The sequence below is a fragment of the Caballeronia zhejiangensis genome (genome assembly GCF_000698575.1).
In the GTDB taxonomy this organism is placed as follows: Bacteria; Pseudomonadota; Gammaproteobacteria; order Burkholderiales; family Burkholderiaceae; genus Caballeronia; species Caballeronia zhejiangensis.
Genome location: NZ_JFHD01000018.1, coordinates 120956 through 145583, shown reverse-complemented (window position 1 = coordinate 145583; position 24628 = coordinate 120956). Strand labels below are relative to the sequence as shown.

General features: G+C 60.8%; 25 protein-coding genes. 14 read left to right on the top strand and 11 right to left on the bottom strand.

The features are described from left to right. Positions 1-62: 62 nt before the first annotated feature. Genes BG60_RS22130 through parS form a run of 3 tightly spaced genes read right to left on the bottom strand, consistent with a single transcriptional unit; the run spans position 63 to position 1427 of the window. Entirely contained in the window at positions 63-452 is a 390-nt protein-coding gene (locus BG60_RS22130) for a hypothetical protein (protein ID WP_034472872.1), read from the bottom strand. A 4-nt stretch (positions 453-456) separates the two neighbouring features. Then, positions 457-939: an RES family NAD+ phosphorylase gene (locus BG60_RS22125; protein ID WP_033536808.1), complete on the bottom strand. Its 483-nt coding sequence runs from the start codon at positions 937-939 to the stop codon at positions 457-459. Continuing rightward, positions 936-1427: a type II RES/Xre toxin-antitoxin system antitoxin gene (gene parS, locus BG60_RS22120; RefSeq protein WP_051996593.1), complete on the bottom strand. Its 492-nt coding sequence runs from the start codon at positions 1425-1427 to the stop codon at positions 936-938. Before parS ends, BG60_RS22125 begins: the two co-directional genes overlap by 4 nt. 163 nt (positions 1428-1590) lie before the next feature. On the opposite strand from parS, the gene BG60_RS37895 reads away from it, so the two are divergent. Continuing rightward, positions 1591-2349 (top strand): hypothetical protein, encoded by a 759-nt coding sequence (locus BG60_RS37895; RefSeq protein WP_033536809.1) that lies wholly within the window; start codon positions 1591-1593, stop codon positions 2347-2349. A 68-nt stretch (positions 2350-2417) separates the two neighbouring features. Here BG60_RS37895 and BG60_RS22110 read toward each other — a convergent pair whose 3' ends face one another. From BG60_RS22110 to BG60_RS22085, 6 genes are all read right to left on the bottom strand, one after another. Beyond that, positions 2418-3326, bottom strand: coding sequence for a DUF72 domain-containing protein (locus BG60_RS22110; RefSeq protein ID WP_033536810.1), 909 nt, complete (start codon positions 3324-3326; stop codon positions 2418-2420). 148 nt (positions 3327-3474) lie between these two features. Then, on the bottom strand, positions 3475-3915 hold the full coding sequence (locus tag BG60_RS22105; RefSeq protein ID WP_033536811.1) for a hypothetical protein: 441 nt from the start codon (positions 3913-3915) through the stop codon (positions 3475-3477). Further along, a complete protein-coding gene (locus BG60_RS22100; protein WP_033536812.1) occupies positions 3906-4472 on the bottom strand; it encodes a PD-(D/E)XK nuclease family protein in 567 nt (188 codons plus the stop codon). Before BG60_RS22100 ends, BG60_RS22105 begins: the two co-directional genes overlap by 10 nt. Positions 4473-4489: 17 nt before the next feature. Beyond that, positions 4490-4858, bottom strand: a complete 369-nt coding sequence (locus tag BG60_RS22095) for a hypothetical protein (RefSeq protein WP_033536813.1) — start codon at positions 4856-4858, stop codon at positions 4490-4492. Positions 4859-5074: 216 nt separating this feature from the next. Further along, positions 5075-5578 (bottom strand): DUF2726 domain-containing protein, encoded by a 504-nt coding sequence (locus BG60_RS36380; protein WP_051996591.1) that lies wholly within the window; start codon positions 5576-5578, stop codon positions 5075-5077. A gap of 93 nt (positions 5579-5671) precedes the next feature. Next, positions 5672-6514, bottom strand: a complete 843-nt coding sequence (locus BG60_RS22085) for a type 2 periplasmic-binding domain-containing protein (RefSeq protein WP_033536814.1) — start codon at positions 6512-6514, stop codon at positions 5672-5674. Positions 6515-6770: 256 nt separating this feature from the next. Between BG60_RS22085 and BG60_RS22080 the strand changes: the two genes are divergently transcribed. The 5 genes from BG60_RS22080 to BG60_RS22060 all read left to right on the top strand — a co-directional run bounded on the left by BG60_RS22080 (position 6771) and on the right by BG60_RS22060 (position 13397). Continuing rightward, positions 6771-7544 carry a hypothetical protein gene (locus BG60_RS22080; RefSeq protein ID WP_051996589.1) on the top strand — a complete coding sequence of 258 codons (774 nt, stop codon included), beginning with the start codon at positions 6771-6773 and terminating at the stop codon, positions 7542-7544. Then, positions 7541-9469, top strand: a complete 1929-nt coding sequence (locus BG60_RS22075) for a site-specific integrase (RefSeq protein ID WP_033536815.1) — start codon at positions 7541-7543, stop codon at positions 9467-9469. Before BG60_RS22080 ends, BG60_RS22075 begins: the two co-directional genes overlap by 4 nt. A 218-nt stretch (positions 9470-9687) precedes the next feature. Next, entirely contained in the window at positions 9688-10908 is a 1221-nt protein-coding gene (locus tag BG60_RS22070) for a ParA family protein (protein WP_033536816.1), read from the top strand. Next, complete coding sequence (locus BG60_RS22065) at positions 10898-11920, top strand: ParB/RepB/Spo0J family partition protein (RefSeq protein ID WP_033536817.1); 1023 nt, start codon at positions 10898-10900, stop codon at positions 11918-11920. The genes BG60_RS22070 and BG60_RS22065 overlap by 11 nt, the downstream gene beginning before the upstream one ends. Positions 11921-12191: 271 nt before the next feature. Then, positions 12192-13397 carry a hypothetical protein gene (locus tag BG60_RS22060; RefSeq protein ID WP_033536818.1) on the top strand — a complete coding sequence of 402 codons (1206 nt, stop codon included), beginning with the start codon at positions 12192-12194 and terminating at the stop codon, positions 13395-13397. A 16-nt stretch (positions 13398-13413) separates the two neighbouring features. On the opposite strand, the gene BG60_RS22055 is transcribed toward BG60_RS22060, so the two are convergent. Both BG60_RS22055 and BG60_RS22050 read right to left on the bottom strand, forming a co-directional pair. Further along, positions 13414-13674 carry a helix-turn-helix domain-containing protein gene (locus BG60_RS22055; protein ID WP_033536819.1) on the bottom strand — a complete coding sequence of 87 codons (261 nt, stop codon included), beginning with the start codon at positions 13672-13674 and terminating at the stop codon, positions 13414-13416. A gap of 82 nt (positions 13675-13756) precedes the next feature. Continuing rightward, complete coding sequence (locus BG60_RS22050) at positions 13757-13942, bottom strand: hypothetical protein (protein ID WP_033536820.1); 186 nt, start codon at positions 13940-13942, stop codon at positions 13757-13759. Between the two features lie 485 nt (positions 13943-14427). Between BG60_RS22050 and BG60_RS22045 the strand changes: the two genes are divergently transcribed. The 8 genes from BG60_RS22045 to BG60_RS39250 all read left to right on the top strand — a co-directional run bounded on the left by BG60_RS22045 (position 14428) and on the right by BG60_RS39250 (position 24399). Next, positions 14428-14832: a hypothetical protein gene (locus tag BG60_RS22045; protein ID WP_034472871.1), complete on the top strand. Its 405-nt coding sequence runs from the start codon at positions 14428-14430 to the stop codon at positions 14830-14832. Positions 14833-14841: 9 nt separating this feature from the next. After that, on the top strand, positions 14842-15660 hold the full coding sequence (locus BG60_RS22040) for a ParA family protein (RefSeq protein ID WP_033536822.1): 819 nt from the start codon (positions 14842-14844) through the stop codon (positions 15658-15660). A gap of 26 nt (positions 15661-15686) precedes the next feature. Continuing rightward, a complete protein-coding gene (locus tag BG60_RS22035) occupies positions 15687-17045 on the top strand; it encodes a ParB/RepB/Spo0J family partition protein (protein ID WP_033536823.1) in 1359 nt (452 codons plus the stop codon). 62 nt (positions 17046-17107) lie between these two features. Further along, on the top strand, positions 17108-17515 hold the full coding sequence (locus tag BG60_RS22030) for a TrfB-related DNA-binding protein (RefSeq protein ID WP_033536824.1): 408 nt from the start codon (positions 17108-17110) through the stop codon (positions 17513-17515). Between the two features lie 89 nt (positions 17516-17604). After that, positions 17605-18660: a replication initiator protein A gene (locus tag BG60_RS22025; protein WP_233392144.1), complete on the top strand. Its 1056-nt coding sequence runs from the start codon at positions 17605-17607 to the stop codon at positions 18658-18660. 31 nt (positions 18661-18691) lie between these two features. Next, positions 18692-19270 (top strand): hypothetical protein, encoded by a 579-nt coding sequence (locus tag BG60_RS22020; protein ID WP_033536825.1) that lies wholly within the window; start codon positions 18692-18694, stop codon positions 19268-19270. Positions 19271-21834: 2564 nt separating this feature from the next. Beyond that, positions 21835-23640 carry a phosphoadenosine phosphosulfate reductase domain-containing protein gene (locus tag BG60_RS22010; protein ID WP_034472869.1) on the top strand — a complete coding sequence of 602 codons (1806 nt, stop codon included), beginning with the start codon at positions 21835-21837 and terminating at the stop codon, positions 23638-23640. A 45-nt stretch (positions 23641-23685) separates the two neighbouring features. Next, positions 23686-24399, top strand: a complete 714-nt coding sequence (locus BG60_RS39250; protein ID WP_174447745.1) for a DUF6884 domain-containing protein — start codon at positions 23686-23688, stop codon at positions 24397-24399. The last annotated feature ends 229 nt before the right edge of the window (positions 24400-24628 follow it).

The following is a 24628-nucleotide window of genomic DNA, read 5'->3' as shown; positions in this document are numbered from 1 at the left end:
GATCGGTGATCGACGGGGCGCCACCGCTTACGCGGCGGCGCCAAACAAAAAACTGGGGAAATTTACTTCGACGAAAATGAGGAGTATCTATCCGACGCTGACACCTGCTCCCCACCACGGTCATGCACGAAGTAATGCAGCAGCGGCCGGATCTCGGTCAGCCGATAGCCAGCATTCCTGTACGCTTCCCACACCGCGCGCACCGAACCGCCATGCGCTTCGAGCTGCGCGTCAATCCACGCATGATAGTCGGCCGCGATCTCGCGATCCTCCGCGTCGAGGATGCGCGCCGGCCGCTCGCTGTATACGTCGCGGGTCATGACGTAGCGCGCACTTCGATAGTCCGTGCGCGTGGCGAAAGCCGTCAGCAGGTCGGAGTGGTTTTTTGTGAATGACGTCGCGGCGACGATCGTCGCCAGCACGTCAGTCTGCAGATCATATTCTTTGCGCATGGTGCTACCTTGTTGCTGGGCCGAAGAGCCGCGGGTCCAGGGTAAAGGGTTCGCTGCTGAGGACCTTGACGCTCGCCATGTCGGGATGCATCGGGTTCAACAGCAGGTTGAAGTCGGTTGGACAGACGACCGACGGCACCCGCATTGCCAGCCGTTCGCCGGTCTCTATCCACTGGCGGCCGAGGGCGCGCGTCGCTTCCGGATCGCGCGTCAGGTCCGCCCACCCGGTCGGCAACGCAGGCACGAACGCCGCATCGTAGACCGCGTCCGCCACGTCGAGCGTCACCAGAAAATAGCCGCCGGCAGGCAGCAGGCCCGACATGTGTACCAGCGCCTCAAGCAGCGCGGTCGACGCGTGACAACACGTGTACAGCACCCGCATGCCTCGCGGGTTCCAGCGGCCGCCGGCCAACGCCGCGCCGTTGCCGCTCAGATCATCGGCCCGATAATGTCCGCGCCGTTCCTTCGCGAGTCGGTACAGCCTCATGCAGACACGCCGTGGATGACGCGAAGCAACAAGTCGCGCACGCGGTCGTAGCCCGGCTGCGAATCCAGAACCTCGAGCGGCCGCAGGCCGCCCAATTCCATATGCGGCCGTTGCATCCATTCTGCCGCCAGTGTGTCGTCTTCGAACACCTCCGCTGCCTGCTCGAATACATAGAGCACTCGCGCGACCCGATCTGACTCGGGTCCGGACAGGCGTTCTTCCTTCGAGATCTTGCGGAGGATCGTCGAACTCGGCAGTCCAAGACCACTCAACAGGGTTTGTACGGGAATATGCAACAGCTCCTTCGCGACCCGATCGATAATGATCGCCTCCATTCCCTCACGAATCTGGCGGCGCTGCTCAAGCGGGTCCATCTTCCGGAATGATTCGAAGTCGTGCGGTTGTGCGCCGAGGCCGTTGGAGCCCGCGAACGCCTTCGCCCGTTTGCCGGCGGCCGGGTCGCGGCCGGCGGGTTGATTCAGTACCATGCGAGCCTCCCAAATGAGAACATCATAGCTCCCAGATTAGTACTGTCTCAAATGGGAGTCAAGGAATTTCCATTTGGCAGCAATATGCTGGCGACCCAGACGCCGAATTTATACTTGGGAATCGGTCTTGCTGATCTAGGGTGTACCGTCGAGGAGAACCGCCATGTGCTACGGAGAGCCATACCAGCTGCTTGAACTTGTCCTCGGGAATCGCGACCTACCCAAAAACGACCTCGGGCACACGCCGCTGGACGACTTTCGAGACTTCTGCACCCGCACGCGCTGCAAAGAGGATGAACTCGGGCCGACGGCCTTTGCTTTCGTCAGGGTCGCGTACGTGACCGCCGCTCTGGGCCGCGCCAGCTTCCGACGCGCCGTTGAATGCAATGATCGGCCGCCGCCAGATGCCGCCCACATGGTGCCGGATGAGCTGCTGCAGCTGTTCATCGTTGATGGCGCGCTGCCCAAGAACGATCTGGGGCATACCCCGCTCGACGACTTCGAACACTTCTGTGCGTATAGCGGCTGCAATGAAGGTGACCTGGGTCAACGGGCATTCGCATTCGTCAGACTTGCATATGTGACGGCAAGCTTGGGACATCGAGGGTATAGATGGGCGCCACTCGACGACGAGCTGGCAAAGGCGCGAGCGAACGTCGGCATGCTCCTGCGTGACCATCCGCTGGGAACCACCGCGGACATTGCCGAGTACTGCGTGCTGTACTGGGATGGCGACGAGCTTGCCGGCGCCCACCTTTCCGCCGACCAGCCCGGGACCGTCGACGAACCGTTCGACGCGGATGAAGTGCTTCCCGAGATCGCTGAAGCGGTCGACGACTGGCTGAAGTCGCCAGTCTTCACTTTCCGCCCGTCACTTCTGGAGTGGCTGAAAGATGCGCCGCCGCGCGATTCCGCCGTCTGAAAAAACTGTCTGACCGCACGGCGCCCGTCACTGTGGGTTTCCGCCTGCCCTGATCGCTCTTGCGACGCTCACGGCGAGATTGCCGCAGAACCAAGGATACCCATCAGGGTCCTCGCGTTGCGCTGTCCCTGGTCTTCGAAATTGTTGTTGAACACGACGTGGGTCCGCTCAACGTTCTTTGCGATCCGCTGGATCATCACGGCCAGTTCTGCAAGCTCCTGCTCGGTGTAGTCGTAATTGAACCGCGACGACGCAGAAGTGGCGCCCTGAATGTTCCACGTCTCATGATTGCGGCCGTGCAGCCTGATGAGCGCGAGTCGCGGATTCGTCACTTCCCACACGGCAGGGATCGAGTTGGCCGTCGTGTTGGGCTCGTCGACCACCACGTTGACGAAGCCGCGCTCCCGTTCCATCAGTAGCGTCGATTCGCGCGCCTTGTCCGAGAACCACGATCGGTGCCGGAACTCAGCCGCGAGCGTGTAGCCCTCCATCACATCCGCACAGTGTTCGACGTGAGCCCGGCCATCGGCGTTATTGACGACCCACGGTGCGAACTGGAAATGCACGGCTCCGAGCTTGCCCGCTTTGCGCAGCGGTTCGATCGCTTCAATGTACCGGCGCCACAGTTCACGCAGGATGTCTCCCGGCGTGTCTTTGTAGTACAGGTTTTTCTTATCGCTTGCGGGCAGGGCGGCCTGGATATCCTTGGGCAGCTTGGTCCGGTCCGTCTGATGCCCAGTGAAGAGACGGAACGCCTTGATGTTGAACGTGAAATGCGGCGGTGTGCGCTCGGCCCACAGAACAGCGTTCGAGGCGCTTGGCATTGCGTAGTAGCTCGAGTCCACCTCGACCAGCGGGAACTGGGTCGCGTAGAACCGCAGCCGCGCTTCCGCGCTCGTACAGCCGGGAGGATAAAACCGCTTGCTGGCGATTAACGTCGGGTCCGTCCAGGACGCCGAGCCCACGCTGATGGTCATGGATATTCCCGTCCGTTTCGCATGCGAAAAACATTCTTCGCCTTGGTCTGAGGGTACCAGCCAACGCAGCGGGGAACCAGCCCCCGACATGACCAACCTGCGTCACACCGTGTCAGTGCCGCTGCGAAGATGGTCTCTGCGGAGCATGTCAGTCGCCAGACGACGCGACACCGATACGGCGCTTCGCCAGTTCAGCCAGTACATATTTCCCGAGCAGCTGTGTGTTGATCATCCGGCCACCACTACCAAGCAACTGGATTCCTAGGTCGTACCGGTCATTCGCCAGTCGCAACATCGGATGTGCATCGACCTCCTGATCGGCTTCCGCGTCAAACACCTTCACCGGTCCAGAGGTCCCCGCCCCGCGGTAGCGAGCAATCAAGTATTCCTTCCCGTTCAGCTCGACCAGCCGCTGCTCGATCACGTCCATCGAATCTTGGCTCGCGAACCTGCGCTTCGCCACCGACTCAGCGACGATTTCCCGCTGAAGGAACTGCACGAACGCCTTGAGCGTGTGCCGGGTGTAATCCGAGATCGGCTCAATTTCGGCGAGCGCCTCTCGCCGCAGCAGGTCGCGGATCAGCTCCACGACGGACAGCTGTCCTTCTGGCCCGCCGGTCCAGCGCAGCCACGTCTTACGGTGTGGATGGCGACCGTCGAGCTCCAGGGCGTCGAACTCCGCGCGGAGCAGAGCGCAGCGGCTTCGCCGGGCGGCGTCAGAAACACCACCGTGATGGGCGTCGGCAAGTCGCGGTTGGCTTCGCTGATGCAGGCGAACTGCTCGGCAAGCTGCTGCGCCTGCGCGGCTCCGGCTTTCACCTTGTTTTCGATAACGATGTGATGGGCTTTTTGCTGTGAGTCTCCATCCCCGGTCATTAACTGGATCTCAATGTCAACGATACGCGACACGGGACCGTCGTACTTCTTTTCGAGACCTACTTCAACGCTCAGGAGCGGATGCCCCAGCGCGGCGCTGAAGCGCTCCGGATCGCCGCAGGATCGAGCGACCTCGGTGAGAAAAGCATGCAGGAACGCATGCGAGAAGCCGTGCGGTTTGTTAGGTGCAAGCAGGAACGCCGCGAACGCACTGAGGTTCGTTTCGGTCAACCTGCCGCGCCCCTCGGAGAGGGCGTAGAAGATGTTCATCGGTGTGTGCAGGTGAGTCAGGAGGATTTGAAGCCACGTCGATCGCAGTCCATCAGCAGCGCATTGTGGACCGCAATGGGCATGCTCGACCGCAGCATCGGTTCCAGCGTGGTGAGGCCTCGATCGACAATTTCGGTGGCTCGGGCGATGGTTATGCCCTGCAGGCAGGCCGCGAAAAGCGGCTTGGTCTGCTCGAAGAGTACCCGATCGGTGTCGAGTGCCCCTGCCACGTAGAACTGTCGCTGATCGATCGACAGCTTCGTGTATCCATCGGGCGACACGGCCTGCAGGAGTGGAACGGCCGGCAGTGCCGGTGCTTGGGCGAACGCGCCCGTGGTTAGGCAAGCGACAAGCGCGGCGGCCGTTACGACGGTTTTGCTGTACATGGGGTTTCCTCAAGATGGCTCGTCGCTCTTAACGGCTGTTTGTTGAGGTTCCTTGAGTCGTTTGGCCGCGGCTGGGCGGCCGAAGATCACCTGACGGCACGGTCACTGACGCGGCCACGCTCTTAGCCTAATTCAGCGATCGAAACGAATCGCGAGCGGTTTTCGCATGCGCAATGAATGGCAGTTTCCGTCAGGGGGCGCCGCGCCCTGCGACGTCTAGCTGACCAGCGTGAGCGGCCGAGGCTTACGCGGGTCGACCTGGGTGTCCTGATGCGCGAAAACCGCGAGTCGAATTTCTGCCTCCGTTGGTTTTCTGGTGGACTCGAAACGTATTGTCCGTATCGCGGCGCTCGCCAACGCGGCGTCCCTCGCGGCGTCCCTGTTGCGGTTATGTGTCCGATCGTCCAGTTCGACGACCGCCATGAGTTTCAGCTCGGGGTCGCAAATTGCGAAGTCGACGCGTTTCTGCGAAATTCGGTTGAAGTCGCCGATTCGCTCTTTCGTACGCGAACAAGGTTCTATCAGCGCGGACATGGCCACCTGCGGGAACACGTGCGCGTCCGGCAGCGCCCGGCGCAGCCGATGAAAGAACTCGGTTTCATTCTCGGTGAGGAGCAACCTCGCGCGATACCGTGGGCTCTTTACCTTCGCTTTGTTACCGACGATAAATATCAGGCCGACAAGCAACAGGACGGCGAAAAATGACGCGTTCAGATGCATGGTGTCTGATTGTTTCTCGTTTGATCGCGGACGGCATGAACGTTATCAGCAGAAGTGATCCGCAGTCGAGCGCACGTCGCGTGAAACATGCGTCTATCGGACCCCGAGACGCTGATGTTCGTGCAAAAGGTACGTCAGATAGCTGCGCGTGAGATCACAGAAAAGGCGCGCCTCGCCCTCCGTCAGCTCGTAAGCGTCGCTCAGCACCGCACCGTGTCGCACCCCGCCACCGGACGGCGACGATAAGTACCCGTGCAACTTCTCGATCCATGAAATCGCTTCGCTGAGTACACGTCCTCGGTTGAACCGCTTGAGGTCGCCAATGATCCGGTTGAAGTATTTGCCGGTTACCGTGCCGTCTTCGTGCTCCAGACCCTGGAACGCAGTCGACACGGTTTCGAGCAACCACAGGATCTCCTGTACGGCGAGCCGGTACTTGCCGGTATTCAGCAATCGCTCGGACTCCGAAAGCGAGCGCTGGATGCGGTCGTTCGCCTGCTCGTCCAGTGACGGGACTTTCGCCGGCACCGCAACCGGCACGGCAACGCGTCCCGCGACCAGCCTCGGCGGATCGATCGCGAACCCGCTCGGAGCGAGCGCGTCATTCACGTAGTGCCACGGCGGCAGGCCTGCCTGCGGATGTTTCTTTGCGAAGTCCTGCAGGGCGTCGTACAAGGCCTCGACGAAGAGTGCCGCGTTACCCGCTGCCTGTCTCATATAGGCGAGGAGGTCGCTTACGGCCCAGCTTTCGCTCGAGCTTCGGCCGGCAGACTCGCCGCAGCACGCGGCAAAGCGTGGCTTGAACAGCTCGTAGACATCCTGCCGGCTGCCTTGCGCGGGCAGGCGGGAAATGACCTGAGAGAACACCGCGTCGACGACGTCATCGGGCATCACACCCGGAGACTCGTAGCGCCACGCCTGATCGAACTGCAACATTGCTCAGCCCTCGTTCCTGTCATCGGCGGTCGCCCCTGCCCTCACTGGGCCGGTCCACCAATCTGCGCTGCATTCTGCCCGAAAAGAGGCACCGTGACGCCGCTGTCGAGAAATCCGCACATCTGATAACCGGAGTTATCACGAACGCTGGATTTCCTCGTCAGATTTCACGTGTTCCGCTACACTTCGCTGGAACGTCCGCCGGGCAAGGGTCTGGCGCCGATCCGTCATGCCTTCTCACCGAAACGGTTCTGTGATGACGCCACCGAAGATCGACCCCACCAATCCCGAGGCGCTGCTCAATGAGCTGTTCGACGATGACCGCTGGGTCAAGGACAAGTTTGCCGAACATCTGAGCGGACCGATCCTCGAACTGTGCGAAGCGCTCGCCGGTTGTTTCCGCCTGATGACTGCCGTGAATGAGGCGGCCACCAAAACGGAAACGGTTCGCACTGCGCTTGTCGGGGCATTCGTTTTCGGGGTCCTGGACGACATCATGGTGTCGACGAAACTGCTGCTCACCGGCAAATTGCCGGCCGCCGGTAACCTCATGCGTCAGGTCATTGAAGGGATTGCCATGTCGATCCTTTGCTCAGCGGACAAACCGCTCATCGTGAGGCGCAAAACGAAGAAAGAGTCCGAGATCAAGATGCTGTACTGGGATCGACTCAACGCCGGCGACAAGCTGACCAGAGGCTATCTCGCGGTCGACCAGTTGGCGTGGAATGCCGTGCAACTTGGGGTACTTGCCGTCGCTGTCGAGCGGCTGCGGGAGGCCAAGGACTACTACAACACCTTTAGCCACTGTGGCACCGCCACGATCACGAATCGGGTTTCGCTTGAGGGGATCGGCGTGTTCCATATGGGAGGCCATTTTGACGACGCGAAGGTTGAGGTCTACCGTGCCGAGCTGCAGGGCCGCATCGGTCTGTCCCGCATGCTGCCGTCGTTTATGGAACATCTGCTGAATACGATGACGGTTCCGGCCACTACATCGGCAACGCCAGCCCAAAGGGCCGAGCCGGCATGAAGCCGCTGAAATCAGCCGCTCGCCGGCTAACCCGTCAACACTTCGCGCTGTACCGCGGCTGGCTCGAGGGCGCGGCGATCGAGGGGCTGCACACCGCCTACGGCGAACCGGGGACCGACGTCCGCGTCACGCGGCGCCTCGTCACGACGCTGCGCGACGCCCTTGCCGTCGCCGCGCGGCGTGCGCGCGACATCGAGGCCGCCCACCTGCTACGTCTGAAACCCGGCAGCATTCCGGCCGCGGAACTGCACGGGCGCGACGACACGCCGTCCCTCGACGACTATCGCGCACAGGTCGATCCGGACAGTGTGTACGGCGAGGCCGAGCTGCTGGAGCTATACCGGGTCGACTTTCCCCCGGAAAGGTCGCCCCGCGTCGATCGGAAAATTGCCCGCAATGCGCGCCTGCGCGCTCGCCAGGCAGCGGCGCTGGCCCGCATGGAGAAGGCTCTCGCCGAGGAACCGGCCCCCAGTCACCCGCTGGATGGCTGGTTCGAGCCAGCGCTGGCCGCGCGCCTCAGTGCCGCAGGGCTGTCCACTCTGGACGATCTGCTCGCGCTAATCCGGCGCCGCCGGCATCGCTGGTACGCGGCCGTGCCCCGGCTGGGCCCCAAAGGCGCACAGCGCGTCACTGCATGGCTGTCGTTGCACGCCGCTTCGCTCGGCGAGGAGTTGTCGGTGCTCGCGATCACGCCGCGGCGGCAACTTGCGGCCGGCCACCCGGCGCTCGCGCGGCCACCCCAACTGGGGACGTCGGTCGATGTCGTGCCGCTCGAATCGCTCCGCGTACCGAACGAACTGGACGGCTCGCGCGGCTTGAACCGCGCGCCGTTACCGGCGCACCAGGCTTCGCTCAACACCGATCTTGACGCGATCAACGCGTGGATCTCGATCTGCGGATCGCGCAGCGAGCATACGGCGCGCGCCTACCGGCGCGAAGCCGAGCGCCTGTTGCTGTGGGCTGTGATCGTCAAACGCAAGCCCCTTTCCTCCCTGAACACCCTCGACTGCGGCGAGTACATCAACCAGTTTCTGGCCGATCCGCAGCCGGCGGCCCGCTGGGTCGGCAAGGGCAAGGTCGAGCGGTTCGATCCGGCATGGCGGCCGTTCGCCAAACCGTTGCCGGAGGGCAGTCGGGAGACGGCGCGCAAGCTGCTATCCGCCCTGTGCGGCTGGCTCGTCAGGCAGCAATACCTGCAGGTCAATCCCTTCCACGGCCTGCCCAGGGTCGGCAGCCGCAAGGCGGACCTGGACGCGACCGGCCGCGCACTGACGCACGCGCAATGGCGCTTTGTGCTGCAGACCGTGAGCCGGCCTAACCCGACACCTGCGGAGTTGCGCGACCGGTTCGCGCTGCTCTTCGCCTATGCGACCGGTCTGCGCCGCGCCGAGCTGGTCTCTGCGACCACCGGCGCCCTCTCCCGCAAGGCGTTGGACGGTGCGCTGGAGGACGCCTGGACGCTGAAGGTCCGGGGCAAGGGAAAGCGGGATCGGGTAGTGCCCATGCCGGCGCGGCTGATCGACACGCTTGCTGGCGTGCTGCGCGGGCGCGCCGCACCCTGCACGCTGGAAACGGCCCCGAACGAGACGCCGCTGATCGGCCACCTGACGACGGGGCGGCCACTGACCCCGGATGCCCTCGCCCGGCTATACAAGCGGATTTTCGAACGCGCCGCGCAGCAACTGGAGCGAACGTACCCCGGCGCAGCGGCGGATCTACGACAGGCGAGCACGCATTGGCTTCGCCATACGCACGCCAATCATTCGCTGGACGCCGGCAGCGACCTGCGCGACGTGCAGGCGGGCCTCGGTCATGCCAGTCTTGCAACGACGACGATATACACGAAGGGCGATGCAGCCCGACAATACCGGGCAATAGAGAAGTTCTACGACGCTGGCGTCGACGCGGACGCCACACGCCTCTAGCAAAAACCGCATCAACGCGGTCAAAACCGCCTCTTTTTCGCATGCGAAAAGCGGCCCATCGTTGTCCTCGCCGCGCACCGAGCAACCTTCCGCAACAAATACCTCAAGTAAACCTTCAAGTTTACGGGTTTACCGGCTATTATTCGCCGAAATCGCAAGTCATCGAAGATGGATGATTTCGGCGATTTTCGATGACAACACCAAAAGGTAGGGAACTCATGGCTATCAAAGAACTGTCACCGCCTCGCAAGGCGATCGGTATTGACCAGCTGATCGCGATTGCTGACCGGGCCGAAGCGACGCTCGCGCAACTTCGGGATGACCTTCTTGAGCCGTGGCCCCGCAAGGTCGCGCCCATGCTCACGGCTTCGCGCGTGGCGAAGCTCTGCAAGATCGAGCGCACTCAGATCCAATACCTCTGCACGCGAGGGAACAAGAAGGGCGAGTATCCCACCGGCACACTAACGGGCAACGGCCGCAACCGCGAATTCACGCTCGCCGAAGCCCAGCAATTCGTGCGCTTGGCGGGCCCATACAAGGCGCGACCGGACGGCGCGCAGGGCATCGCCATAGCTGTCGGCAATTTCAAAGGCGGAGTCGGAAAAACCACTAGCGCCGTGGCGATCGCGCAAGGGCTAACGCTTCACGGCCATAAGGTCTTGCTGATCGACCTTGATCCACAGGCCTCCACGACGACGCTGATGGGCTATGTACCCACTCCCGAAGTCACGGAAGAAATGACCGTGATGCCTATGGTATATGAGGAGCAGTCCGACCTCGCCTACTCGATCATTCCGAGCTACTGGGACAACCTTGACCTAATCCCTGCATGCCCCGCCCTGTTTGGCGCCGATTTTTACCTGCCAAACCGTCAATCGAAAGACCCAGACTATCAGTTCTGGCAGGTTCTGGAGCGGGCTATGGGACCGATCCGCGCGAAGTACGACGTGATCGTCATCGACACTCCACCCAGTCTCGCGTACCTAGCGACCAGTTGCTTCATGTCGAGCGATGGTCTCATAGTGCCCCTCCCCCCTGAAACCCTCGACTATGCATCTAGCGCTTCCTTCTTCAGACAGTTTGCTGATCTGTTCAAAACGCTAGCTGATGATCGCTCGGTCGCAAAGGAGTTCGCTTTCATCAACATTTTTCTGTCGAAAGTGAAGCCCCGGGTCGATGCCACTGACATCGTCAGGTCATGGATTCAACAAACGTATCCGGAGTTGCTGGGTCGTGCCGAGATCCAAGACTCCGATGTCGTGAAAAACGCCGCTGCCGAGTTCAAAACCATCTACGACGTACAAGCTCTAGGTGCGTACGCCCGGGCGATTGAATCGTTCGACGCGATGGTTGATGAGATCGAAAGCAACCTGCAGAGCGTCTGGTCCACCCGAGCTCTAGCTACCCAAGCCTCGAAGGAGCGGGCGCATGCCGAGTAAATTTAAGGAGCGGTTGTTAAGCCGGACGGCAGGCGTTGCGGAACGGGCGGAATCGGCAGCGGCTGCACGGCCGTCGGAAAGTCAGGCGCGCAGCGCCACCATGCCTGCCCAACTCAGCGCATTCCGGCTTGAGGCTCGAGGCTACCAAGAGCGAATCCAGCAACTGCAGGAAGAGCTTGAAGCGGCCAAGCGTCACGGCGGCGCCATGAAGGTGCCTTTGTCGGACCTGCACGAAGTGCCGGGGCGTCGGCGGTTCAAGTCGCCAGAAGCCTATGCGGAGTTGCGTGAGAACCTACGGCACAACGCCCTGATCACGCCAGTCGCGATTCGACCGCGGCTAGAAGGCGGTTTCGAGCTTGTATCGGGGCATTGGCGCACGGACGCTTACCGAGAACTAGGCCGCACAGAGATCGATTGTGTGCTCAGTGAGTCGACCGAGACAGAAGCAAGCTTGGGCGCGTTCTACGCTAACTTGCTGCAGTCAGATCTCACGGACTATGAAAAATACCTGGGATTCAAGGACATCCAGCAACGCTTCGAGGGTATTACACAAGCAAAGATGGCGGAGCAGGCTGGAGTAGGCGAGGCGGCGATATCTCGACTGATGGCGTATAGCGACCTGCCCGCCGAGGTGCTAGCGATGCTGGATGAAAAGCCGGGGCTGTTTGGCGCCACGTCAGGGACAGCTTTGGCACGTCTTGTTCGGACCGGCAGATCCGCGCAGGTTATCGCTGCGGTTCAGCGTTTGGCCGACAAACAGTTTGATGAAACGCAGGCCGTGAAATTTGCCAGCACGGACCCGGCGAAGGAAAAGCCCCGCCCGATACCGACAGCGTTCAAAGTGAAAGCGGGCCGGTCGACGTATTGCGATGTACGGCAGGCCAAAAACGTCGTGCGATTAGAGTTCCAGTCGGAAGAAGAAGCCAAGGCGATGCAAGGGGCTCTTAAAGAAGTGTTGGAGCGACGAGCTGCGAAAGCGCAAACGGAATCATCGCCCGACGCGGGGAAATAATCTTTTATTTTCAAAGACTTCCAAGTTGGAATCGCATCTGAAACGCTTCTGACGGAGCGTCATAACAGGAGAATCGCCTTGAAATAGGTCCCGAAAAAACAAAAGCCTTCGGCGTCGGAACCGAAGGCTTTTGAGTTTGGGCTTGCTGTCGCGCGCCCTACCGCTCACTTCCCCGACGGCTAATCGGGCAAGGGATCAACACCACGAAGTGTAGCGGAATGCGATCGACAGTCAAGCATCCATCAATCCATTTTTGAAATGGACGCTGGACATGTCTATCGCGCAACCCTTGGTTGCTGGCGAGGGTCAAACACACCACGACTCAGCCAACCTGTCAATCTCCGCACTCGACTCTGCCGCATTGGTGGAGTTTGGCTGCGACACCACGAATCTGACCTGGATAACGTTCCGGGCCGCATTCCGCGCGTCACACATCGACGCCCTGCCCGCGCGTGCGCGTGCCGTTCTCGCCGCGCTCGCCAGGACCGTTCTCTCGACCCGTCCTTACGCTGCAATCTATGCGAGGCGCGAGCTCCTTACAGGCCGTGCCATGCAGTCCATGCGGACGTTCTACCGCAGCTTGGACGATCTGGAGACTGCGGGACTCATCCGACGTTCTGCGCAGAAACGGTACGAGGCCGACGGCATCTACGGTCGCGCCTATCTCTATCTGACGGAGAAAGCGGCCGTGTTGCTTGGATTTGTTACCCCCGCGACGCCCGTAGCCGCCAGCAAGCAAGCAGACGGTTCCAGCGATCAGGAGCAGTCGGCAAAAGCGCTTGGGCAGCCGTCTGCCACGGTGGCAGACGGCTCTATATATAAAGATGTTTACCCAACCTCTTTTCAAAAGAGACAACCAGGGGCCCTGCCTCAGGACCTCGAACGCCTCACTTCGCTGGGCTTTAATAGATTTTTCGTTTTCAAGCTGATGGCCGAAGCCAGAGACAACGGCAAGCGGCTATCGGACGTTGTGGAGAGCTGCTGGAACTCGCTCAAAAAGGCCGTCGCACCTATCGCCTACCTTCGATCGCTGCTGCGCCGGCCACTCGACTTTTCGTACCAGGCACGCCAACGCCAAGCCGATAACGACAAAAAGACCCATGCGGACAACGAGCGGGCAGACCTGATGCAAACCCTCGATGCCGCGGCCGGTCAGGTTTTCATCGATCCGGCCACAGGTCTGCTGATCGAGATCGGCGAACGCGGTACGGACGCCCTCGTTCGGTATCCGCAAGAATCGAGGCCGCGTTCAGTCGTCGGCAGCTGGATGCTCGACATCGCGCGCGGCATCAAGGCCGGCCAGATCCAACTCAAAGGACACTCAACCCAGTCCCCCGCACGGACCGACAGTCGGCTTCCATGCGAACAAGCCGCTCAAAGAAGCGAGGAGGGCAGCGACGCGATCACGTCGAGGACGCACGTGATGCAGATGCGCGAGGTGCTGAAGAGCCGCCGTCGCGCTTTGTCAGCGCACTAGGCCGAGCCGTGCGCGTTCAGGCACCCTTTGCGGCGAGCTGCGCCACTGCCAGCGACGGGTCGACGTCGCACGCGCGACACCAGTCGAGGTAAAAGAGCGTGTCAACATAGCGCTCCCCGCGCTCGATCTTGGACACGCGCGACTGGTCGACTTTCAAGCGCTCCGCCAATTCGGCCTGGGTGAGCCCCGAGGCGAGCCGAAGATCCCGCAGATGCGCGAGTAGCAAGCCATATCGGGGATGATGGACGGTGATTGAGCGGGTGTTGTGCGGGAGCATGGACGAATGCTCCCTGCAAAGAGAGAATAGGCCATTTTGGCCTATTTGAACTATCATCGCCTACTGGGGCATCAGGGATGCATCAGCCGGCTGCGTTGTTCGTCACCAGGTTTTTCGCGCGGTTGATCAGACTCGTGTCGAAGGTCACAGCTTGTCGCAAGCCGTCGCCAAAGTTAGTGAAGACGTCAGCTGAAGTGGAATTCATGCGGCCCATCACCCCAGCCTGAATGAACAACAGGCCGAGCAGGCAGAGAACGAAGCGGATCATGCTGAGGGTGTCCCCAAGTGCATTCCAGCCTCAAGCGGCAATGGCGGGGGCACATACGTGCCGCAGCGCACCTTCTCCCTGAGCCGGGAATCTGTCGACCAACGACAGCCGGTGACATCGCAAGCCGTTCAGCGATCTCGGGTCGCGACAGGCCCATATCGAGCAACGCAGCGATTCGTTTCTGATCCCCCGTGACACCGCTGATCGCAGAATTTCGCATGCGAAATTTAATCACCATTGAGACTGATTAACTTACGCGCCGCGCATCGATCGCGCGTGACGCATTCAATCCGGGATGTGCGCTGACCTGTTTGGCACCCTCGGGCCGCGCCAATTCTACCGAACCCAAGCCGTCCAGGCCAGGCGTCGATAACAATGTTTGTCCTTGTCCCTTGACCGTCAACATATCTAATAATATGATCAAAACACATCGCAGCCGGCGGGGTGGGTAACCGGCAATCACCAACAAGAATTGGAGAATTTCCATGAAGAACGCTGTGCAGTCCCGACTCTTTGCTCTTCTTTCCGATCTCATCCCAAACCTGGGCGGGAAGGAAAGCAGAACCCACTTTGCCCCGTCGAGAATCCCGGGAGATATGGCAGTCCATTGCACTATCGACGCGGCGGAAGACGGACATCTTGAGGTGGAAATCGCGCATGACCAAACGAACGCGCGAGGTGAAGCACAGTCGTGGATCTGTTTCGACGTGGATATTGCGAGCGGGACGGCGCGCGTCACGAGCTTTCAGGAAGGCTGTCACTACAGCCTCGCGAGTCCCCAGAGCGATGCGCGGGCCGCACGTGTTAACCTTTACGCTGCAAACTGGCTGGCAGTGTTTCACACGCTGGGCCGCGTGTTTCAGCCAGTTGACTGCCTCGTGCTCGCTTGAGGCCAAACAATGAAGATAATCGGAATCTGCAACGGAAAAGGCGGGGTCGGAAAGACCACTACCGCCAGACACCTGATCTATTCAGCGATCGACCGCGGCTTGCGCACGCTCGCAGTCGATCTCGATCCCCAGGGAAACCTGAGCAAATCACTGCTCTTCCAACAATTGGTCGCGCAATCGCAAGCACCTACAGGCACCGTTGCGCTCAGTTGGCAGCATATGGGCCTGCCAGAGATCGACCCTCAGGCTAGTGCGCATCTGCTTTATCAGGACGAGGTTGCATCGCGCCCGATGCCAATTATTCCGAATGTCTGGCTAATTGGTGCAACGCCAGAACTCGCGGACGTTCTGACATGGCCGCTCGACAGTGCATTCACTGCGCGCAACAGCTTGCAGCGAATGAGCCGCGATTACGACCTATGCGTGATCGATACGCCACCCACCATGAGCAATCTTGTGGTCGGCGGATTGATCTGCTCGCAGTACATGTTGATGCCGACAGATCTCAACATCGATAGCATGGACGGGCTGCTTGAGACCTCACTGAAGGTCGACCTTGTCCGTAGAGAATGGAATCCCGAACTCGAATTACTCGGCGTGCTCCTGAATAAAGTAAACCCGCGGCGTGCCGATGACCTATCAATGCGGACCACAGTGCGCAATGCCTTCGAGGGTGCGGTACTCGAGGCGGAACTACAGGACCGAGCAGGCGTTCGCCTGACTAGTTTCCACCCCGTGTGGAAGCATCAACGAGGAGACAGCGACAGACGAGCCGCAAAAGAAATGCGCGCACTCTGCGACTCAATCTTCGAGAAAGTCGGCCTGTAAAAAACAAACAGCAATAGAGGTTACGCATGCACCCAAATGGTGGAAAGCTCTCATCACTGTCGATGCTAACGCGCGCCGCAACGGCAAGCGCACGCGCTGCAGAAATCGAGAAGGAAACCGGCGCCTTCACGAAGACAATCCAGATCGCGAAAATACGGGTCAAACCGCAAGTGCGACATGACTTTTCCGACATCGCCGATTTTGCAGTTCGCTTGCAAGTCGTTGGCCACGTACACACGCCCATACTCGTGCGTGAAATCAAAGGCGCTGACGGGTTCGAATTGATTGCCGGCGAGCGTCGCGTGCGCGGCAGTACGCAGAATGGCTGGACGGAAATTCCTGCCAAGATCTTTCCGGCCGATACACCTGATCTCAAGATCCGCATGTATCAGGTATCGGAGAATGTTGATCGAAAAGGGCTGTCACTGAAAGAAACGTCCATTGGCCTCGCGGCAGACGTTGAGCGATTTGGTCGTGAAGAGGCCAGCCGAATCTGGACAGCACCCAACGGCAAGCAGCGCAGCGCCTCATGGATTTCGAAGCATCTGCGCTTCCAGAAATACGGCCCGATCACGCGCGAATTGTTCGATGCCAACCAGTTCGACGACATCGAGGCCGCAAACAAGATGGCGGACATCGAGGAAATCAGCACCGACGCCGCGGCCGAGCTGGCAGCGGAGATCCGCGCTGAATTGAGAGTCGGACGCAAGATCGGCCGGCTCACGCTCGACGCTCGATTGAACGCGCTGAGGCAACAAGCAGCTGTACCGTCCGACACGCCGAATGCTCAGCAGCTAACGTCTCAGGTCGGAGCCGAGCGCGAAGATGACGCGCCCCCGACGATTGCGCGAGACGTGGACCCAGTCAGTGTCAGGGAGCCGCATGCAGCTGCAGCCGCCGATATGACGGGCGCCGCGTCGTTGCGTCCCGCGTCGTCAAGCACAGGGGCGGAGGACCGCGGGAATGATTCGGCGCCGCGCACGAATACTCCCTCGCGTGTCAAGCATGAAAGGGCATCGAGCGCCGATCCCAAGAAAAGTGTTGTATGGCGAGTAGAGGAAATCTACGAAACTGGAACCGGCTCGATTGAGCGGGTGAGATCGCTGCAGGCCGATCTCACGGCCGCCGGAGTAGGGGCCGAGGACCGCGAGTGGCGTCTCTGGGTTGCCTTCGTCGACATCGCGGCCTCAGCTTTGGTTGGCATGGAATCAGAAACCGCGAGTAGAATATTGAACAGGTTCAGTGCTGAATTAAATTCGAGGGGACCACTCGAGCTGCTGAACAGGCTGCATCCGACCCGCAAGACCGGCGTTTTGCCAGATGACTTCAGGTACGATACCGACCGCGAAATTCATCCTCTGGCGCCAGGCGACTGGACGCTGTAACGCAACGGGACGGGGCTGGCAGGCTTCTAAACGTTGCCTGTCAACCTTTCTGGATAGCAACCTTGGCAACTTTCCGTCTAACGGCAAAAAATTTTTCAGCACTTGACTCCGCCATGCGCGAGCAGGCAAGCGAGTACGGCACACGATCCTTCTCCGAGCAGAGTCGTGACATTGCCCGCGCTGTCATTGTGGATGGGCGAGCCGCAGTCGAAGTCGCGAAGGAATTTAACGTGACGCGGCAGCGGGTCAACCAGCTCGTGACGCGCTACTACCAGGCATTGTTAGGCTCGAACGTGCAGGAGGACGTCGTACTGTGGCTGAAGCACGGCTTCGAGGTGCCGAGCACAGCCATTGAACCGCTTGAAGAGTTTTTTTTCAAAGCTCGACGTTCTAAAGACACGAAGAAAGTCCAGTCGGCTATTGCGGCCCTAATAAAGACTTTGGGGGCGCAAGTTAGCAAGCTGGAGTAGAAAAACGGGGTTAGCAGGAGAGAATGAGTACAGTCGAACAAGACCGCAGTTACTCACTGCGAGGGCCAGCAGTACCGGGGCGCGGCAGAATGGCCAAAGCGCCGCTCCATGATGTCAACATCGTCCTGACGCGTGATACGCCTCCAGCTGTTCAGGATGCGGAACCGCTCGACGAGGGAGACGTCGACCACGAGCAGCTAGAGCTCTTTTCGGGCGAACAACTTCCGGACTCCTGGAAGCCGCGTGAGGACCTTCACTCCCTCGAATTCCCTCTCTTTTCACTGCAGAAGGGGAAAGACACACGTGTGCGGATCTATCGCAACGGCGATCAGATCGTCCGCATCATCCCTAGCGTCGTCGGTGCAGCGAACATCTTCGACAAGGACCTTCTTGTGTACGCCGCCACGTTGATCTGCAAGGCGGCCGATGCGAACAAGCGCGTTTCGCGTCGCATCCGCTTCAAGGTCCGCGATTTCTTGAACTATACGCGCCGCAGCACAGGCGGCGCATCCTACACCCGCATCATCGACAGCTGTCGCCGCCTCAAGGGGACGATCGTCGAAACGAATTTCGACACGGCGAGACAGGGCGCAAACGAAGAGGGCATTCACGAGACGCTGCAAGGATACGGGCTCATCGAGGAATACAAGGTGATTTCGTACACCGCGAACAAGCAGGGTGCACTCGAGGTTGAACTGATCCTGTCTGAATGGACCTTCGACTCGCTGCTGAATCGCCGCGTGCTAACGATTCACCCCGGTTACTTTGGACTGGGGCAGGGGCTTGAGCGCCGGCTATATGATCTCGCGAAAAAACACTGCGGTGACAAGCTCTGGTTCAAGATCGGCCTCGACAAGCTGCACGCAAAATCTGGCTCCGCACAGGCCCTGAAGTATTTTCGGCGCGATCTGGTTGAAGCCATCAAGGCGGATACGCTTCCGGAGTTTCACATTGCGCTCGACGACGACAAAGCAATGGTGGTCTTCTTCCGTTGCGATCGCGACAACCGCCGGCAGGACGAGCAACTGGTCGCCAGCATTCATCGTGAGCTGCTATCGAAGAAACAGCAGAAGTGGTATTACGCGCTCCGCCGCTGGGATTCGGCGGCGCACGGCGAGGCTCAATACCCGCTGCTTCCCGCGTAACACGGGATGACCTCCGACCATTGGAAAGTGTATGAACTCGTCACCGCTTCAGCTGGTTGAGATCCACGACACGGACGATGACCACGAAGTCGGCGGCCAAGACCTGCCGTACCTGGTGACCGCCGTCTACCGCGGCGAATATCAGTCTGCGGCCGCCCTGATCCAGGCAGACAAAGCCCTCAACGCTTTCAACATCCAGCCTGCGGAATCGCGGGTCAAGCTGCCCGGGCACGTCGAGTTCTGCACGTTCGAATACCGGGATATCTACCGCTTCTTTGGCGTGCCCCGGCCCATGTCGCCTGAACGCGAGCTGGCGGGTCGCTACTGGCAGAGCACTTACGCGCGGACGGTCGGCGAGCTGCGCGCAGCCCTTGCTGACCTGCCCGATGACTTCCCCCTGATCCACACGGGCCACGACGATCGCCGCGAGGCCACGAATCGCCTCGGCGTCCACGTCACGACAAACACCTGGGAATGGACCGCTCCAGAGCCAGCTGAGTACGGCCGCTACGCAGGCTGGGCGATGAGAGTCGGGCAGCTGGCCAACGACGACTGGAATCAGGTCGTGAGCGGCACCTGGAAGGACAAGCGTTACAACGACATTGAGTAGCGTTGAGCGAAGGCACCCCGCCGGTATCCCGTCGGCACCGATGCTTTCCTTTTTTGCTGTCCGGCACTCCCCACCGATTCGCTTTGGACTATGCTGTTGAGCAGGGCGCCGGCCGTTCTGCTGACAGAGGACGTCCGGCGTCTGCAAATCTGCGTAGCCCCTTCGGTGAGGCTAGACATGAAGAGAACTCCCCGCATTGCCAGCTATCAAGGCTGGACGATAGACGCCGCCCCGGTGATTCTCGCGCAACATAGGCTATTTCAGTCATGTGCCGTGATTAGGCGAGACAACGGGGAAAGATTTGTGTTTGTCGACCTTGGGAACCGCGTATATCGATGGCAGGCGCACGACCGCGGAATCGAATGGGCCAAGCACTGGATCGACAACAATTACACTTATCGTGCCGCGCGGCGCTCAGAGTAGCGAGCACCGCTTGATCTGCCGCGGGACATCTGTCGGGGCTGTTAATTCGCCGCCCGCCCGCCGGGCGATTCAACAGCCGCAGGCTTGCAAAACGAACGTCTATCGCGCCACTGCCGATTGGTCGATCGGAGTGAGAAACCGCAACAAAACCACGACCAATGGCACGGAACGCCGCGTCCATCGGACCACCGCGCACGAACGTCTATCAGACCACCGCCAAGCGATATTCCGGTCCGTCCGATGTGTCTATCGGGCCACCGTCTCTCGCGTCTATCGCGCACTTCATCTGAGATAGCAAACGCTTGCGGGGAAAGCCTTGGGGCGGAATTCATTCAAAAGGCATAGACCCAAAGCCCTGCTTTTTCATGGGTCTAGCGCGCGTCTTTGCGCCACCGGCGGGCATTTTGTGGATAACTTGGGTGCGCCGGCGTCTATCAGACCACCCGATGTGTCTATCGGACCACCACCGAGGTGTCGATCGCACCACCGCTCGGGCGTCTATCAGGCCACGTGATCGGGCGCAGATCGTTACGGGACAAGGCGCTCGGAAACCGTAAACGCGCGCGCGGTTAACGATTTTTTTTAACTTTGGTTTTAACTGCGAATGGGAAAGGCCCCACCCTCAGTGAGGGGGGGCTCAAGAGCCCCCGCGGCCGGGTTCGCCGGCTAAAGCCGGCCCCACCCACCCGGCCCCACCCCCCAAGAAGCATATCGTGGCCCCTTCGGGGCACAGATGACAACACAACCAAACCAGCTGACCGCTAAAGACACCGCGCGGCAGGCACTAAGGGCTGCACCGCGCCTACGGCACGCTGCACCCCTAAGTGCGCGATAAAAGATTTACGGGGCGGTTACACCACCCCGTAAATCAACGCGCTCGTGTGCTCGCCATCTGCCGTGATGGTCGGTTGGTTTATCAGCGTCTACACCGAGCTGGCAGAGAAGGGGGGGTCCCTCGGCGGAAGACAGCGATGCTGGCTTGCGTATGGGCCGCCTAACCGCCTGCCGGCAGCCCGGTAGGGGTAGGGGATCGCTCGAGTCTCCGAGCGGCGCTACGGAGCCTCCGCAATTCCGCGCTCGGAAGCAATCCGACGCTGTTCTGGCCAGATGGTATTTCGCGGGATGGCCTTGGGCCGCCTGAGCCTGGACGTCGAGCTGCTGGTCGACGCCGGTCCAAAAAGCCAAAAGCCCGCTTGCGCGGGCCTTCGACTGCCTTTTCGGGAGGAAAACAACTTGGTTGGTGCCCTGAGGAGCAGGGCAGAGATATTAAACCGCAAAAGCCGCGCGCTACGCAACCGTTGTTTAATAATACTCAGTGCAGTAAGTGATCATAATTACACCACGCGCCGCGAGACGCGTGGTGCGTTCGACGCACTGTCAGTATACTCCGCGGCCTGGGCGTTGCTCACGCACGCATGTTCCTTACGCTGCCTTGCCCCATTCGCGGACGTTGTCGCGGTCCTGCTGCTGCGTCGCTTCCTGTCCTTCTCGCGCCTATCGTTGGCCTCGGGACAGGGCGCACGGGAGCGTCCACAGCGCGGATCTGAACCGCTCGCCGTCAGGTACTCAACTCGCTTCCGACCGGCCTGGCTGACCAGTGAGCTGCACTGCGCACGCTATCCAGCCCAGGTGGTGCGCGCTGCTGACGCGAGATCTCCTGTTCCGATCCAGCCGTCGTCCGGCGGACTGGCCAGCCAGTCCCCCACGCCGCACGCCGGTTTCCCGGCAGCACGCAGGTCTTCGTCCTGCGTTTCCACACCGACGAAATGTCGCTCCGCGGCGCTATCGCTTGCTACGCGAGAGGGCGCTCGCCGCGCGGCGTCCTGCCTCGTACGTGAGCTGCTGCTGCCGACACCTACCGTTCCCCTGGTTCGCCGTCCAGTTCCCGCGACCTTAGCTCAGGCCTTTGCCGCGTCAAGGCGCGCGGGGCCGTGTCAGTCGCTGCGCTCCATCCCGCACCCACTCCGCGCTTGATCCCTTGACGCGTCGCCGGCCCTCGCACGAATCGTCGCGGGACGACGAACTCAGGGGAACGGCGGCAGCTGCGAAGCGCAGCCCGCCAACTCGGCAGAACAACCCTACGCCGGGACTCGGAATCTAGGGGCCCGGCGGACGATATTCACGCGGATGGAGCAAGAGCCATGCAGAAGCAGACGATTGAAATGTTCACCCTCCATGAAGTGCGTCCGACGCTCGATCAGCGCGTGCACCGGGCGTTGACCGCGCTGCGCAAACTGTTCAATGAGCAACGCATGGTTGTGTGTCAGTTCAGCGCTGGGAAGGACAGTAGCGTCGTCGCCGCATTGACGCTGGAAGCGGCTCGGCAACATGCTGCAGATGGTGGAGCGCCTATGGTCTGCGTAGTGACCGTAGACACGCGCGTTGAGTCGCCAGAGATGGTCGCGCTCGCTCAGCTTGAACTGGAGAAGATGCGCGACTATGGACGCACTCATGGTTTTCAGGTCCACGCGCAGACGGTCATGCCGTCGCTCTCCGCATCGTGGCAGGTCGCGATCCTCAGCGGTCGCGCCTTGCCCAGCTATGCCGGGACAAATTCCGATTGCTCAGTATCGCTGAAGATCGAACCGTCGCGCGTGTTTCGCAACCAGCTATATCGCTCGGCGGCGTCGCAGGGCTATGCCGAGCCGGTCGTGTGTCTCGGAAGCCGCTTCGCGGAAAGCGACAAGCGCAAGGCCGGAATGCAAGCACGCGGCGATCGCGCGGATACGCCTGCGCGCAATGCCGACGGCGAGCTGACGCTCTGCCCGATCGCCGACTGGAGCACCGAAGACGTTTGGGAATGGATCGGTGAAGTGACATCCGGCCTGCGCACCGCCTACACAGACTTTCAGGAGACTACCCGCGTTTACGCGCACGCCGGCAACAGTAGTTGCGCGATTGTCTCCGAGCTGACGTTCGAAGAGGCCACCGCTGGCAAGCGTAAGCGACGTGGACAGTGTGACGCGCGTACGGGCTGCTGGGTGTGCCAGCAGGCCGAGGATCGTTCGCTCGAGGAGATGATCTTCTTCGACGAAGAACGGTACGCGTACGCGCGCGGACTGAACCGCCTCAACAAGTTCATCAGGGCGATCCGTTACGACTGGTCGCGTCGCAACTGGGTCGGCCGCACGATTCACGAGGGCTTCGTGTGCATTGAACCCGATACCTTTAATGCTGCAACTGTTCGGGAACTGGTTCGCTACATGATGACGATTGACCGCGACGAGCAGCGCCGTGCATCGAGCGCCGGCACGAAGCCGAAGTTTCAGACGTTGCCACTCAGCACGATGATCGCCGTCGACGCGATGCAGTCGTTGCAGGGCCTTGCCGTGCCGTTCGCGATCTGGGCGGACTACCGCGACATCTACCTGCACGGCGTGAGTTACGACGTACCGGATGTCGAGCCGCTTCCCCCTAAGGGCATGCCCGAACCCATGTTTCTGCACGTCGGAAAGGACTGGGATGACAACGCCGACCAGTGGACCGGTTTCCGCGATGCCCTTTACGAGTCACTGACGGCAGATTCGCCGTGTGCGCCGGAGATCCTGCACTTCAGCGACGGGCGCAGTACGTGGAAGGTGCCTACCGGACAGCGCCTGGAGGTGGACGAAGAATCCGCCGAGCTGATCCTTGAGTTCGAGCTTGATCGTCTGCTGGAAATGCACGATCGCGGCTTCTTCCCGGGCGGCATCACAGCCGGATATCGCTGGTATCTCAACTATGGCGTGCTCAGCCTTTCACACGGCCAGCAACGCGAGCACGACGAGATCGCGCGCCGGACCGATTTCAAGGACCGTATGGGCCTCAACCTCAACTATGACATCGAGTCGCTGTTAGGCCGTGCTGTCAGGTACGGCGATATGCCGGAAAGCGCGCGCGCAGCGTGGTCGCACAAGGCGACGACGTCGGGCGCGCAGATGTCAATCGACTTTGACCTTGCGGCCTGACCGTTGGGCGCGCGGCGGCGGATTACCAAAAAGAAGGAAGCTATCATGACCAGTGCTACTCAAGACCTCGTGATCCTGGCGTGTTCCGCAACGAAGCTGCCGTATGCAGCGCGGGCACTCGATCTCTATCAGGGTGTGATGTATGGCACGTTTCGCGCGAACGTGCGCAGAGACGCTCATCCTCATGTTGTGATCCTTTCGGCCCTTCACGGCTTCATTCGTTCGGACGCGGTTATCGAGCCGTACGAACAGCGCCTGACATCGGAACGTGCAGACCACATGTTGCGCCATCTTGACGACTTCCTGCCAGCGCAGTCGCCACAAGGCATCACCAAGGTACTGCTCGCCGGCGGCGCCGAGTATCGCCGCGTGATGCGCGCGGCAGTTCCGCGGCTCGTCGAACGCGGATGCATCACGGCGCAGGCCTCCGTAACCGAGACATCGGGTGGCATCGGCTACCAGCGGCAGCAGCTGGGCGAATTCCTACGTGCGTGCCCGCCGGCGCAAGATGTGGTTGGCCAGCATCAGAACGGCACGCCGCTTTACCGATCACTTGGTGGCTTCAACGTCGACCAGTCGGTAGACGTGGTCTACGCCAGCCGTCCGGACCTGCCGGCGAGGCCTGCGGTCATCGAGCAACTGTTCCACGGTCCTGCTGGGCCGACCGCGTGCGTACTGATGCTTGACGCGAAAGACATCGACCGCGCGCGAACCTGGGTTGGCCTGCGGGACATCAAGCCCGGCAACTCCCTCTTCTGATGTACACGCCGATCCAGGATAGGTCGGTGGCACGCCAGTCAGCCGTCGTCCGGCGGACTGGCCAGCCAGTCCCCCACGCCGCACGCCGGTTTCCCGGCAGCACGCAGGTCTTCGTCCTGCGTTTCCACACCGACGAAATGTCGCTCCGCGGCGCTATCGCTTGCTACGCGAGAGGGCGCTCGCCGCGCGGCGTCCTGCCTCGTGCGTGAGCTGCTGCTGCCGACACCTA

Bases quoted from the DNA above. Each gene is read 5' to 3' on its own strand.
- BG60_RS22130 (WP_034472872.1), bottom strand. From the start codon at position 452: ATGCGCAAAGAATATGATCTGCAGACTGACGTGCTGGCGACGATCGTC.
- BG60_RS22125 (WP_033536808.1), bottom strand. From the start codon at position 939: ATGAGGCTGTACCGACTCGCGAAGGAACGGCGCGGACATTATCGGGCC.
- parS (WP_051996593.1), bottom strand. From the start codon at position 1,427: ATGGTACTGAATCAACCCGCCGGCCGCGACCCGGCCGCCGGCAAACGG.
- BG60_RS37895 (WP_033536809.1), top strand. From the start codon at position 1,591: ATGTGCTACGGAGAGCCATACCAGCTGCTTGAACTTGTCCTCGGGAAT.
- BG60_RS22110 (WP_033536810.1), bottom strand. From the start codon at position 3,326: ATGACCATCAGCGTGGGCTCGGCGTCCTGGACGGACCCGACGTTAATC.
- BG60_RS22100 (WP_033536812.1), bottom strand. From the start codon at position 4,472: ATGAACATCTTCTACGCCCTCTCCGAGGGGCGCGGCAGGTTGACCGAA.
- BG60_RS22095 (WP_033536813.1), bottom strand. From the start codon at position 4,858: ATGTACAGCAAAACCGTCGTAACGGCCGCCGCGCTTGTCGCTTGCCTA.
- BG60_RS36380 (WP_051996591.1), bottom strand. From the start codon at position 5,578: ATGCATCTGAACGCGTCATTTTTCGCCGTCCTGTTGCTTGTCGGCCTG.
- BG60_RS22085 (WP_033536814.1), bottom strand. From the start codon at position 6,514: ATGTTGCAGTTCGATCAGGCGTGGCGCTACGAGTCTCCGGGTGTGATG.
- BG60_RS22080 (WP_051996589.1), top strand. From the start codon at position 6,771: ATGACGCCACCGAAGATCGACCCCACCAATCCCGAGGCGCTGCTCAAT.
- BG60_RS22075 (WP_033536815.1), top strand. From the start codon at position 7,541: ATGAAGCCGCTGAAATCAGCCGCTCGCCGGCTAACCCGTCAACACTTC.
- BG60_RS22070 (WP_033536816.1), top strand. From the start codon at position 9,688: ATGGCTATCAAAGAACTGTCACCGCCTCGCAAGGCGATCGGTATTGAC.
- BG60_RS22065 (WP_033536817.1), top strand. From the start codon at position 10,898: ATGCCGAGTAAATTTAAGGAGCGGTTGTTAAGCCGGACGGCAGGCGTT.
- BG60_RS22060 (WP_033536818.1), top strand. From the start codon at position 12,192: ATGTCTATCGCGCAACCCTTGGTTGCTGGCGAGGGTCAAACACACCAC.
- BG60_RS22055 (WP_033536819.1), bottom strand. From the start codon at position 13,674: ATGCTCCCGCACAACACCCGCTCAATCACCGTCCATCATCCCCGATAT.
- BG60_RS22050 (WP_033536820.1), bottom strand. From the start codon at position 13,942: ATGATCCGCTTCGTTCTCTGCCTGCTCGGCCTGTTGTTCATTCAGGCT.
- BG60_RS22045 (WP_034472871.1), top strand. From the start codon at position 14,428: ATGAAGAACGCTGTGCAGTCCCGACTCTTTGCTCTTCTTTCCGATCTC.
- BG60_RS22040 (WP_033536822.1), top strand. From the start codon at position 14,842: ATGAAGATAATCGGAATCTGCAACGGAAAAGGCGGGGTCGGAAAGACC.
- BG60_RS22035 (WP_033536823.1), top strand. From the start codon at position 15,687: ATGCACCCAAATGGTGGAAAGCTCTCATCACTGTCGATGCTAACGCGC.
- BG60_RS22025 (WP_233392144.1), top strand. From the start codon at position 17,605: ATGGCCAAAGCGCCGCTCCATGATGTCAACATCGTCCTGACGCGTGAT.
- BG60_RS22020 (WP_033536825.1), top strand. From the start codon at position 18,692: ATGAACTCGTCACCGCTTCAGCTGGTTGAGATCCACGACACGGACGAT.
- BG60_RS22010 (WP_034472869.1), top strand. From the start codon at position 21,835: ATGCAGAAGCAGACGATTGAAATGTTCACCCTCCATGAAGTGCGTCCG.
- BG60_RS39250 (WP_174447745.1), top strand. From the start codon at position 23,686: ATGACCAGTGCTACTCAAGACCTCGTGATCCTGGCGTGTTCCGCAACG.